We start from the raw sequence: 12,700 nt of genomic DNA on the forward strand, positions 1-12,700 counted from the left end.
GATGCGCATTCTCGTCACCGGGGCCACCGGCTTCCTCGGCAGCCGTGTCGTCCACGAGTTGCTCCATCGCGGACATTCGGTTGTCGCGGCGCGGCGCGTTGCATCACGAACCTGGAGACTCGACGAGGAGAGCGCGGCTGTCGAGTGGCGTTCGCTGGATCCCGGGAGCTTGTCCGACCTATTTGCCGGCGAGCCCATCGCCTGTGTGGTGCACGCGATAGCGAACTACGGGCGCGCTGGCGATTCACGAGGACTCGTCGAGACTAACGTCGCGCTCCCCGTCGCTATACTCGAGGCCGCGATCGCTCGTGGTGTTCCACGTTTCATAAACACGGGAACAGCGCTGGATCCCGGCGTGAGCCAATACGCGCTGTCCAAGCATCAGTTTCGCGCTTGGGCGGAGCGCCTCACACAGGGAACGCGAACGAGCTTTGTCGATACACGAATTCAGTTGATGTATGGCCCAATGGACGATGACTGGAAGTTCGTTCCCTCTCTTATTCGCGGTTGCCTGTCCGCGGGAACGGCATCAATACCGCTCACACCCGGCGAGCAGCGTCGCGATTTGATTTTTGTCGATGATGTTGCTCGCGCACTCGCATTGATCGCCGAGAATTCGCAGATCACGGGGTCACTGGACATCGGAAGTGGCGTCGCGATGACTGTCCGTGAACTCGCACTTCGGGTACGTCAACGAACGAGCTCCGCGGTGCCTCTGGACTTCGGTGCGCTTCCTTATCGAATCAATGAACCCGTCGAGACGGTGGCGAATCCGGCGTACTTGCGCGGCTTCGGCTGGCGAGCTGAGACGGAGCTGAACGCCGGTCTCGATCGCACGATTGCATGGCATCGCGGGCAACTTGGATTTGGAGGCGCCGATTAAGTACTTCATTACTGGCGGTTGCGGCTTCCTGGGGTCAAACCTCGCGGCGCGTCTCATCGACGATGGGGCCGACGTGACGGTTTTTGATAACTTGTATCGCGTTGGTGCGACGGAAAATCTCGCATGGCTGCGATCCCGCGGCGATGTTCGCTTTGTTCATGGCGACGTGCGCCATGCAAACGATGTCCTACGCGCGTTGGCAGATCGGCCACCGAACGTGGTGTTTCATCTCGCGGGCCAGGTCGCCATGACGACCTCCCTTGCAAACCCTCGGTTCGACTTCGAAGTCAACGCGCTCGGCACCCTGAACGTGCTCGAGGCGATTCGCGGAGCTGCGCCCGAAGCAACGCTGGTCTATTCGTCGACCAACAAGGTGTATGGAGATCTCGAACACCTCCGGTATGACGAGACAGACACACGATTCGTCCTGAGCGACTTTGTCAATGGTCTCGACGAATCCGTGATGTTCGATCCGCATTCGCCATATGGGTCGTCAAAGGCGGCTGCTGACGTCTACATCCGCGACTATGCACGGATGTACGGGGTGCGCGGTATCGTGTTTCGACACTCTTCGATTTACGGCGGACGCCAATTCGCGACCTACGATCAGGGATGGATTGGCTGGTTTTGTCAGAAGGCGTTCGACGCTGCATGCCGCTCTCAGCACGAACCGTTCACCATTTCTGGCTCGGGGAAACAGGTTCGAGATGTTCTCCACGCTGATGATGCGGTGGCGTGCTACCTCGCTGCTGTCGCGAATGCAGACGCCGCTGTCGGCCACGCGTTCAATATCGGAGGCGGCATGCCGAATAGCCTCTCTTTATTAGAGCTCTTTGATCGGCTAGAAACAATCCTGGAAACCCGATTGGCTTACACCCGCCTTCCGGAGCGATCGAGCGACCAGCGTGTCTTCGTCGCTGATTCGTCGAAGGCTCGTAGAGTGTTGGGCTGGGCGCCACAGGTATCCGCCGATGATGGCCTCAGACGGATGGTATCGTGGATCGAGGAAACGCGGGCGTCCTGAGAACATTCGTATTGCCGACGCACTTGCTGGTCACCGCAAGTGCGTGGGCCAGTCGTATCATCGCGGCCCTCTCACAACTTCTAGTGATTCGCCTGCTGTTGCCGTATTTGGGCGCCGGCGACTACGCCTTGTTTTCCGTCGTGACGTCACTTGCGACCTGGTTTGCGCTCGTAGAGTTCGGCGTCGGAAGTAGTCTGCAAAACCGCATCTCAGCGGCTCGCTCTGCGGGCATCGAGCGTGGGGCTCTCATTCGCTCCGCGCTGCCTATTTTGCTCGGCCTTTTCACGCTGAGCCTGCTACTGCTGTTGCTACTGGGGCCGATCCTTCAGCGTTTCCTCTTTCGACGAATCATCAGCGGCGCGGCTGCGCCCGCCGGCGGCGCGTTTCTTGTAACTGTCATCGGCCTGATCTACGTGCTGAACAGCCTTTCGACGGTCTCGTACCGTGTTTTCTACGGCGAGATGCGCGGTTGGCTGTCCAACGTTTATCTGAGCATCGCGAGCGTTCTCGGTTTGGTTGCGGTTCTTGGCATACGCGTCAGGGAGATCGATGCCAGTCGGCTCTCCTGGGCGCTCGTCGCATGGACGGCTCCGCCGGCGCTTGTCGCGTTGGCGTCGGTAGTTCACGTATTTCGGTTGCACGATGTCTTGAGCACCAAGGTGGATTGGCAGATCACACGATCCCTGTGGTCGCGCGCTTGGCGCTTCGGAGGGTTCGCAGCAATGTCCGCCGCCGTTCTGGGAGTGGATTATGTCGTCATGTCCCAAACGCTATCTGCTGAGCAGATCGTTGAATACAACGCGGCAAGCAAGGTCTACGGTTTGATTTTCTTCTTGTATACCTCATTGCTACAGGCGACGTGGCCGGTTTGCGCAGAGTCGTTCGCTCATGGCGACTTCGCGGCCGTTCGCCGTTTGACTCGCACGACCATGCTGGCCGGCGCTAGCATCGTTGTGATTGGTACCCTCGCCTTTCTCGGCGGGCGCGCCGTCGTCAGCAGCATCATGCTTGGCCAGCAGGGCATTGCCGTGCCGGCGTCCGTAGTGCTGGCATTTGCAGGGTATTTTCTCGTGCGCGTCTGGTCGGACACGTTCGCCATGATTCTGATGAGCCGAGATCGCCTGCGCGTATTTTGGCTATACGTTCCTTTTCAGGCAGCCATCAGCATTGGCGCGCAGGTGGTTCTCGCGCGGCGGTTTGGCGTGTTTGGCATCCTTGGCGGGTTGGTGGTGTCCTTCGGGTTGACCGCTGCCTGGGCTTTGCCGCTCGAGTACGTGCGAATCACGCGTCCCGCGGAGGCGCGATGAACCGCACGCTATCCATCTGTATTCCGACGTTCAATCGTGCTTCGCTTCTCGTCGAGTGTTTGGCGTCGATTATCCCACAGGCGCGCGCGCACGATGTCACGATCTGCATTTCAGACAACGGATCGACCGACGATACGCAGGCTCGGGTAGACGAAATCCGGACTCGCGACTACGCCAACATCGTCTATGACCGCCACCCAACGAATCGGGGAATCGATCGCAACATCGTGAGTGCCGTGGCGATGACGCCGGCGCGCTTTGCTTGGATTTTTGGTGATGATGATCGCCTGAAACCTGGCGCGGTTGACGCGGTTATCAACGCTCTTACGGCGAACCCGGCACTTGTCCTGGTAAATCGTTCCGAGTGCTCGAATACGATGAAGACGGTACTCCGTGAGCGGACGCTGCCGATTCATGTCGATCAGAGTGTGCGTGATCCCGACGAGCTGCTCGCCACCTTCGCGCCGTACATGACCTTCGTGGGCGGATTGGTGGTCGATGTGGAGCGTTGGCGGTCGATCGACCCAGCGCCTTATCTCGATACGGATTTCGTGCACGTAGGGATTGTACAGGAATACTTCGCGGCCGGATCGGTTGCTCGCGCAATTGCGTTTCCGTTCATTGAATGCCGTATTGGCAACGCAACGTGGTCGAATCGCTACTACCAGGTCTGGTTTCGCAACTGGCAAACAGCGATCGGGACTCTGCCGTCCCGGTACTCGGCGTCGGCGAAGATGCGAGCGATTCGAGAGGCCCTCGATCCGTCACTCGTGTCACTGCTCTCGGCGCGTGCCGTGGGGCAGTATGATCTTGCGGAATACCGTCGTTGGTTGCGGCCGGTCTATGGCGCCACGAACTGGCGGAGTTTGGTCGCGCTCACGGCCGCGGTATCACCGCGTTGGGCTGCTCGTGCGCTAACAACGTCGCAGCGAGCATTACGAAGGCATCTGGCCGCGCGCCGAATCGAGCGCGAGGCGCGACTCGAGCCGGCATGAACTCGTACACGCTCGTGGGCCTCGCAACTGCCTTGGTCCTGCTCATTGGGATTCGTCCCGGCGTGTGGGGTGCCCTGCGGCTCGTGCTGCTCGTGCATTTGATAGGCGATCTCATATTCGACCCAGTCTGGTCGATCATGCCGACGTACGCCTTCATGCGCGACGTCACGCAATTCGATCGCCAGCGGGCCGCACTGTTCCTCGCGCTCGCAGTCTGCCTGACAGACCTCGGATATCGCTTTGCCGGCATCGTCGCCCGCGAGATCGGCCCGCGCTCTAATGGTTCTGATCATGGCTCGACAGTGCGCGACGCGGCACCCCTTACATCAGGCGGGCATGGCTCCGGGGCACTTCTCGTTGCCGGGATCGGTCTGAAACTGGTATTCCTCGCGGCAACCGGCGTGCTAACGGGCGCCAGGAGTCTCAGCGACCTTCGACCAGACGACAGTCTGGGTTTGGGTGCGGTCGTTTTTCTGTCTGACTTTTTTATTCCGTACGGCCTTGTTGTCTGGCGGCGAGCTCGAGCGTCGCGACGTGTCGTGGGCGATATGCTCTTTCTCGCGGCATGTTCTTACTTCTCTTTTTCTAAATCGGCGTTCATCACGTACGCCGTCATATACGGCTTGGGCTATGTCTTCGCCTTCGGGCGAGGGGAGGCCATGCGGCAGTTTATGAGCTGGCGCCTCTTACTCGTTGTTGCAATCGCATTCCTAACGCTCGGGATCAAGTCGCAGCAGCGCTCTGGCTTCGCCGTGAGCTTGGCGACCTCTGTGCTGGTGGACCAAGCAACCTCCGGCGCGTCTGCCCGCTTCATGGGTGGAATCTTCCGTGCCTATTCCGTCACGTACAGAGAGATTCGAAATGGCTGGCCGCCGTTAGGCGGCGCCTACCATGAGCAGGCAGCTGCCTTGGTGGTTCCGCGGGCGCTCTGGCCGGATAAGCCAAGAGTCGCCGCGGAAGAACTTTATTACTTGCTTGGAGTTACCGAGGAGCCGTACGGAACCGCGTTCGCCGTGAACGTGTATGGTGCGATGTTGTTCGATTTTGGAGTTATTGGGACTCTAATTGGCGCGGTATTGTTGGGCGTTGGTCTGCGAACGGGCGACATCGCCGTGCCCACATGGCGCGCGTTGCGCGATCCGCACATAGGCGGCGTACAGCACTTTGTCGCGACAGCGTGGGTGTTCATGGGCATTCCGTTGTCGGAGGGCGGAATTCCCATAGCGGTTGTGAATTTTGGTTTACTCGTCGCGGCCTTTGTGCTGATCATTGGCGCGTCGTTTCTCATGCGCAGTCTCATCCGCGCTGCGGCCGCTGACTCGCGACTCGCCCCGTCCATCCTTCCCGCTCGCTGAGGAAAGGATCATGTGCGGAATCGCCGGGTTTTCGGGGTTTTTCGATTCGGGTCTACTCGTCAAGATGAATCACGCGATTCAGCATCGTGGCCCGGACGACGCCGACACGATTTACTTTGCCGATTCCGGGGTGGGTCTCGCACATCGTCGATTGTCGATCATCGACCTTTCGGCGGCCGGGCGACAGCCGATGTGGGACGCTACCCGCACGGTTTGTGTCGTCTACAACGGAGAGCTGTACAACTACCGAGAGCTGCGCCACGCGCTAGAGGGAGACGGATTTCACTTCAGAAGCCAAACGGATACTGAAGTTCTCCTGAATTTGTATTTGCGTGACGGACCGAGCATGCTCTCTGATTTGAGTGGCATGTTCGCCTTTGCGCTGTGGGATACACGGAGTCGTGAACTACTTGTCGCGCGTGACGTCGTCGGTATCAAACCATTGTATTTCAGTCAGACGCGAGAAGGGTTTGTTTTTGCCAGCGAGATCAAGGCGCTGCTTCAAGTTCCGTCGGTTGAGCGAGATCTCGACATTGACGCGGTTCGTCAATACACGCGCTTTCTGTGGTGCCCGGCTCCGCAGACGATGCTTCGATCAGTGTCGAAGCTATCGCCAGGACACGCGGCGATCATCGTCGAAGGACGCGTAGCACGCTCGTGGCAGTACGCCGAACTTCCGTATTCGGCGATTGACGAGCCGCTCGATCCCGCAACGGCGATCGCGTCAACACGTGACGTCATCGCTCAGGCTGTGGAGCGCCAGATGGTCGCGGATGTTCCGGTCGGGGCGTTTCTTTCGGGAGGCCTCGACTCCAGCGCCGTCGTCGCATTCGCCCGAGAGCATGCGGGCGAACGGGGCCTCCGTTGTTTCACGATCGCGTTCGATCAAGGCCGCACTGCGGCTGAGGGCGTCGCAGATGATTTGCCGTACGCGCGCCGAGTAGCTCAGCATCTCGGCGTCGAGTTAGAAGAAGTCACCGTCGGGCCAGAGATGTTTAATGACCTGCCCTCGATGATCTATCAACTCGACGAACCGCTCGCGGATTTGGCCCCACTGAACGTCGCCTACATCGCCAAGGCGGCTAAGCGTGCAGGAATCCCAGTGTTACTCTCGGGTGCCGGCGGTGACGACATCTTCAGTGGCTATCGCCGTCACCAGTCGCTACAACTCGAGCCATACTGGGGTTGGTTGCCTCAGCGAGCGCGCTTGGCACTCCGTGGTGTAGCCCAGCGCGTCTCGACGCGCCGCCCGCTGATGCGACGAGCAGCCAAAGTGTTCGCGAATGCTCATCGGACGCCAGACGACCGAATCGCCAGCTACTTCTATTGGCTCGATCCCCAGTCCGGAAATGCACTCATCAATCAGGATCTGACGACTGAACGTTCCGGCAATTCTGATACACTGCTCGAGTGCGTTCGGGGATTACCGGCCGCCATGCCGCGCCTGAACAAGATGCTGTACTTGGAGACGAAGTACTTTCTCGTGGATCACAACCTGAATTACACGGACAAGATGAGCATGCAGCATGGCGTTGAAGTGCGCGTGCCATTGCTGGACGATGCCGTGATGCGGCACGCCGCGCGTTTGCCTGTCGCGTTCAAGCAGCGCGGCCAGACCGCGAAGTGGGTCTTTCGTAAAGCGATGGAAGGCATTCTTCCGAACAACGTCATCTATCGACCAAAGGCGGGATTTGGCGTGCCGTTGCGTGGCTGGATGCATGGCGGCCGCGTGCCACTGTTCGAAGACCTTCTGTCGGCGCGCTCGCTTTCGAATCGCGGAATCTTTTCCGGGGCCGCCGTTCACGCGCTAATCGAACGCGACCGTCTCGGCGCTGTCGATGCCTCGTATCCGATTCTTTCTGTTGCCTGCATAGAGATGTGGTGCAGGTTGTTCCTGGATCGCACATGACAATACTCGGCGGGGTTGCGCTCGACACGGGATCGCTGCACGGCGCGAGGGAGGGCGAGCAATGAGTGAACGCGTCGCTCCTTCGAGTTCTCGACCAACCATCACACCGGCGTCCCTCGAGCCGCCGCGGGTGCACCGTGACGAATCACGTGTGCCTGCGTTGCCAGTCGTGGCGCTGGTGATCGAGCGATGGCTAGTCATTGTTCTCACCGGGTTGGTATTTGCAGTCCTCGTCGGCGGGATGGTACTTCGCTCACCACGGAAGTTCGAAGCAGCCGTCACCGTAGCACCAATCAGTAACGCGCGCCAAATCAGCCTTCCCGGTGGCATTCCGGGTTCGCTGCTAGGGGCCGTGGGTGGTGGCGGCGGGCTTCAGGCTACTCCCGTCTTTGTCGCGCGGCTGGCTCGTCTGAATGGTGTCCTCAATGCGGTAGCGCTCACGCGGGTGCCAGGCGACTCGACTCACGTGATCGTCGAGCGTCTCGTTCGCCAGCCGCTGGCTTCCATCAAGCCTCACACGTACGCCACCGAAATCGGCCGCGTGCTGAACGCCGTCGTCGATCGTGAGAGTGGAACTGTCACGCTTCAAGTCGCGCTTGCGGACAGCGGACTTGCCAGGATCACCGTCGGCGCGTTGGTGTCGGAGGTGAGACGGGCGTTCGCGCGGACCAATAAGTCCCAAGGGTCAGAGCTTCGTGAGGCGCAGGTTAAACGAGTCGACAGTGCGGCTTCCCAACTCCGCCGCGCGCAGTCGGCTGTCGTGAATTTCACAGCATCCAACAGACAGGTCGCAGCCTTCTCCGCATCGTGGGTCGAAAGTCAGCGCCTCGCTGGTGATCTCCAAGTCGCTCAGTCGGTGTACACGTCCGCTGTTTCCGATCTTCAGGCGGCGAAAGGAAAAGAACTCGAGGATGCGCCGGCCCTCGTCATTCTTGATTCGGTGCCCGGTTTCCTTCCACCTCTGGGTCGCGGAACACTCTCGAAGTCCATCGTCGCGTTCGCGTTTGGCGCTGTTCTCGCGTTGGGGCTGGTGATCGTACGGCAGGCGGCCGCGAACACAGCACGTTATGGGAACTCAGACGCTCAGCGTGTTCTCGTCGCGTGTGCCAAACTTCCCTTAGTCGGCAGCCTTTTTCGATCGCTGGTTCACAACGCTCGACACGCCGACCACCCCATCGCATGAAACAGATTCTTCAACGTCTCGACACTGGCGAGACGACGCTCTTCGATGTTCCGTCGCCCGCAGCGAGTGGTCACCGCCTGGTCATCGAAACACAAGCCTCACTCATCTCGGCTGGAACTGAGCGGATGCTCGTGGAATTCGGGCGTGGCAATCTACTAGAGAAGGCACGTAGTCAACCCGACAAGGTACGAGACGTTTTGGCGAAGGTCCGCACCGACGGATTCACCTCAACACTCGAGGCGGTGAAGGGAAAGCTCGCGGTGCCGATTGCGTTGGGTTATTGCAATGCGGGTGTTGTACTCCGCGTCGGTCCACGAGTAGAGCGATTCCGAGTGGGAGATCGTGTCGTCAGCAATGGACCTCACGCTGAAATCGTGACGGTGCCGCATACACTCGCCGCGAAGATTCCAGATAGCGTGAGCTTCGAGCATGCGGCGTTTACGCCGATCGCAGCCATTGGTCTACAGGGAATTCGTCTGGCCCAACCAACGCTCGGCGAAACGGTCGTTGTTTACGGCCTGGGACTGATCGGTCTCCTATGTGTGCAGCTGCTGCGGGCGAATGGCTGCTCGGTGATCGGTATCGATCACAGTACCGAGCGCTTGGCGCTTGCCGAACAGTTCGGTGCGCGTGTTGTCGACGCATCGAGCTGTGCAGATATCGCCATGCATGTGATCGACGCCACGGGCGGACTCGGTGCCGACGCGGTGCTATTGACGTTGGCGTCGGACTCTGATCAGCCGATTCGAGAATCGGCGAGGATGTCTCGGAGGCGCGGACGAATCGTACTCGTGGGCGTGACAGGACTCAATCTCGCACGCGATGAGTTCTTTAAAAAGGAACTCTCGTTCCAGGTTTCGTGCAGCTATGGTCCCGGACGATATGATCCGCAGTACGAGGAGGGCGGCATCGACTACCCTGCAGGTTATGTGCGGTGGACCGAGCAACGAAACTTCGAGGCCGTTCTCGCAGCAATGGCCTCGGGTATGGTTAATCCAGCTCCACTGATCACACACCGATTCGATGTGTCGGACGCCCCACAGGCGTACGACCTTGTCACGGGCGGCAAGCCGAGTATTGGGATCGTGCTGCGCTATCCGGGCGACACCGAAGCCCGGGCGGGCCATGATACCCAGCGGATCGAACGCCGCGACACGCCGGACTTGCTCCGGACGGGCCGACAAATGACCGCGGGCGTGATCGGTGCTGGCAATTTTGCAACCCGGATGTTGCTCCCGCTTCTTCAACGCGCCGGTGTGCGACTGCGGACTATCGCAAGTGGCACCGGTCCGAGCGCTGCGATCGCCGCAAAACAGTTCGACTTCGAACGAGTCACGTCGAATGAGCAAGATATCTTCGACGACCCGGCGATTGACACCGTTTTCGTTCTGACGAGGCACGACAGTCACGGTCCGCTTGCGCTTCGCGCGCTTGAGGCCGGAAAGAACCTATTCGTCGAAAAGCCGCTTGCGCTGACGGAGATTGAGCTCGACGCAATTGAGAACGCGCCAAGCAACTCAATGATGGTCGGATTCAATCGGCGATTCGCGCCGCTCGCAATCGAAGTGAAGGAACATGTTTCGCGTCGAAGCGGTCCGTTGGCAGTCAACATTACCGTCAATGCTGGCTCGATCCCGCGAGATCATTGGACGCAGGATTTACGCAGTGGAGGTGGTCGGATCGTTGGTGAAGCATGCCATTTCATCGACCTTGCCCGATTCTTCGTCGGCCACCGCATCACGTGCGTGTCGGCGATGCCCGCTACGTCGAGCACGGGCACGGTGATCGATGACATTGTTGCACTCTCCGTTGGCTTCGCCGACGGCTCGGTGGCGTCGATCCAATACGTGTCCAACGGCGCGAAGTCGTTTCCGAAGGAGCGCGTCGACTGCTTCTTTGATGGCCGCTCGCTCACGATCGACAACTGGCGGCGGTTGCACCGATACGGCGTAGGAGGGCCGCTGTTTCAGTGGGGATCGCGACAGGACAAGGGACACCATGCCGAGATCGCCGCGTGGCACCAGAGTGTGCGGTCAGGTGGTAACAGTCCCATTCCGCGCGATGAGTTGTTCGAGGTTTCTCGATGGTCGATTAGAGCAGCCGCACTCGCACGCCAACGCGATTCGGCGTGAACGCAAAGACGGCGTGGCAGACAGGGCGAACCCTCGTGGAGACATTCGGATGGACCGGCCTCCGCCTGCGCAGCACGTTCGAGACTCGCCGACTACTCAGACTCTTTCGCGAAGCACCCTCACTTCAGTTCACGGCACCAGTGGCGCTGCCGTTGCCGTGGGCCTTCGCTGTTGATCTCGATCGACTCGGCGACTCGACAGATCGCGAGGTCGCGTTAGCTCGCGCCAATCGCGTCGTTGCCGGCGAGTACCATGCCTACCGTAGCACGTGGCGGCCCATGCCACGTACCCCTGGCGAGTGGAACTCACATCCCGTCACGGGTTTTCGCTATCCAGATGCTCCTTGGTCTGTTGTGCAGCCACTCGCCGCAGGAATGAATGCGACGATTGGCGACGTGAAGGACGCTTGGGAACCGGCCAGATTTGGGTGGGTTTTCGATCTGATTCGTGGCTACGCAGTTTCGCGCGATCAAAAGTTCCCCGCCGCATTCTGGCAAATCCTTAAAGAGTTTGCCGCTGCTGCTCCGCCGTTTCGCGGTGTGCAATGGACTTGCGGTCAAGAGACGGCGATTCGGGCGATCTCCTGCCTGTGGGCAGAGGCGGCGTTTTCGTCATGTGAGCCTTCCGACCTGAGCTCTCAGTTGTTGTTGCAGCGTTTTCTCGTGTCGTCCGCTGAAAGAGTGGATGACGCGCTCGAGTACGGCGTATCGCAGCGGAACAACCACGGGATTTCCGAGGCCACAGCTCTCGTTACGCTCGGACTTCGATTTGCTCGCGACGTTCCGCGCGCACGCCGTTGGCTTTCACGGGGTAGGCGATGGCTCGAGCACTGTATTCTTGATCAGTTTGCCGAGGACGGTTGGTATGCGCAGCATTCGTTCACGTACCTCCGCGTCGCACTCGATCAGATCATGATCGCTGAACGCGTGCTTCGAATGACCGGACAAGATGGGTTGTCCGCAGAAGCACGCTCACGAATCGCCGCTGCGATCCGGCTGCTCGCCGACGTGTACGACCCAGCGACAGGAGATGTCCCCAATCATGGCGCAAACGATGGAGCGTATGTATTTGGCGGTTCCACATCTTCTTACCGCGACTTTCGACCGAGCATCACAGCCGCGGCTGCGACATTCGGTGTCTCGCTTCGATCCGACTTTCAAGCCGAGCGCGAGACACTGGCCTGGATTGGGAGTGAGTCAATCGAGGCGGTTGACCGAACGCCGGACGATGTCATCGTGGGGAGCTCGGGCTGGGTATCCGCTCGAATAGGTCGTACACGCATTTTTGCCAGAGCAGCAAACTATCGTTCCAGGCCGTCGCACATTGATCCAGCGCATCTCGATATCTGGATCGATGGAAGACCGGTGGCGATCGATGCGGGCACGTTTCGATATTGCTCTGCGCCTCCGTGGCGGAATGCGCTGACCACAATCGACGTGCACAATACCGTTTCGATTCCGTCGATTCCTGCAGCCATCAGAGGACCACGATTTCTGTGGCTATCGCGGCCGAGTGCGCGGATCGCTGGCGAACGTCGGCTGCCGAACGGGGCTGTCGAGTTAGAAATTGAGAATGACACGTGGATCGAGAGCGGCATCTCGCATCGTAGGCTTGTCGAACTCAACAGCGAACGACTGGTTGTAACTGACGAGATCGCGTCCTCTCGCGGGCCGATCGACGTCGTGCTGCATTGGCTGATCGCAGACGATGCCTATCGCCCGATCGTGTCGGCGAATCACCCGATGACAATCACGGCGGTCTGTGGATCTGACACCGATGTGTTTGGATGGCACTCGCTCGAGTACGCCCGAAAATTGCCAGCAACGTCCCTTCGAATCCTGGCGTCGACGCGACGCGACGGGGAACCCCTTCGTTTCGTGTCGACGTTCGCTCCGCCGTCTCCGCCGTGAGG

9 protein-coding genes are annotated in these 12,700 nt (G+C 59.7%); all 9 read left to right on the plus strand.

Annotated features, from left to right (window positions below; genetic code table 11):
• Position 1: 1 nt before the first annotated feature.
• The 9 genes from AC6H4Z_RS24430 to AC6H4Z_RS24470 all read left to right on the plus strand — a co-directional run bounded on the left by AC6H4Z_RS24430 (position 2) and on the right by AC6H4Z_RS24470 (position 12,698).
• Positions 2 to 883, plus strand: a complete 882-nt coding sequence (locus AC6H4Z_RS24430; RefSeq protein WP_497544589.1) for an NAD-dependent epimerase/dehydratase family protein — start codon at positions 2 to 4, stop codon at positions 881 to 883.
• Positions 867 to 1,907, plus strand: coding sequence for a GDP-mannose 4,6-dehydratase (locus AC6H4Z_RS24435; protein WP_497544590.1), 1,041 nt, complete (start codon positions 867 to 869; stop codon positions 1,905 to 1,907). Before AC6H4Z_RS24430 ends, AC6H4Z_RS24435 begins: the two co-directional genes overlap by 17 nt.
• Positions 1,908 to 1,990: 83 nt before the next feature.
• A complete protein-coding gene (locus AC6H4Z_RS24440; protein ID WP_497544591.1) occupies positions 1,991 to 3,214 on the plus strand; it encodes an MATE family efflux transporter in 1,224 nt (407 codons plus the stop codon).
• The gene (locus AC6H4Z_RS24445; RefSeq protein WP_497544592.1) at positions 3,211 to 4,209 is read left to right on the plus strand and encodes a glycosyltransferase family 2 protein; all 999 of its coding nucleotides are present in this window, start codon (positions 3,211 to 3,213) and stop codon (positions 4,207 to 4,209) included. Before AC6H4Z_RS24440 ends, AC6H4Z_RS24445 begins: the two co-directional genes overlap by 4 nt.
• Positions 4,206 to 5,564 carry a hypothetical protein gene (locus AC6H4Z_RS24450; RefSeq protein ID WP_497544593.1) on the plus strand — a complete coding sequence of 453 codons (1,359 nt, stop codon included), beginning with the start codon at positions 4,206 to 4,208 and terminating at the stop codon, positions 5,562 to 5,564. Before AC6H4Z_RS24445 ends, AC6H4Z_RS24450 begins: the two co-directional genes overlap by 4 nt.
• A gap of 10 nt (positions 5,565 to 5,574) precedes the next feature.
• Positions 5,575 to 7,473 (plus strand): asparagine synthase (glutamine-hydrolyzing), encoded by a 1,899-nt coding sequence (asnB, locus tag AC6H4Z_RS24455; protein WP_497544594.1) that lies wholly within the window; start codon positions 5,575 to 5,577, stop codon positions 7,471 to 7,473.
• A gap of 61 nt (positions 7,474 to 7,534) precedes the next feature.
• On the plus strand, positions 7,535 to 8,656 hold the full coding sequence (locus tag AC6H4Z_RS24460; protein ID WP_497544595.1) for a hypothetical protein: 1,122 nt from the start codon (positions 7,535 to 7,537) through the stop codon (positions 8,654 to 8,656).
• Positions 8,653 to 10,788, plus strand: a complete 2,136-nt coding sequence (locus tag AC6H4Z_RS24465) for a bi-domain-containing oxidoreductase (protein ID WP_497544596.1) — start codon at positions 8,653 to 8,655, stop codon at positions 10,786 to 10,788. The genes AC6H4Z_RS24460 and AC6H4Z_RS24465 overlap by 4 nt, the downstream gene beginning before the upstream one ends.
• Entirely contained in the window at positions 10,785 to 12,698 is a 1,914-nt protein-coding gene (locus AC6H4Z_RS24470) for a heparinase II/III domain-containing protein (RefSeq protein ID WP_497544597.1), read from the plus strand. Before AC6H4Z_RS24465 ends, AC6H4Z_RS24470 begins: the two co-directional genes overlap by 4 nt.
• The last annotated feature ends 2 nt before the right edge of the window (positions 12,699 to 12,700 follow it).

It is taken from the genome of Leucogemmata humicola, assembly GCF_055379415.1.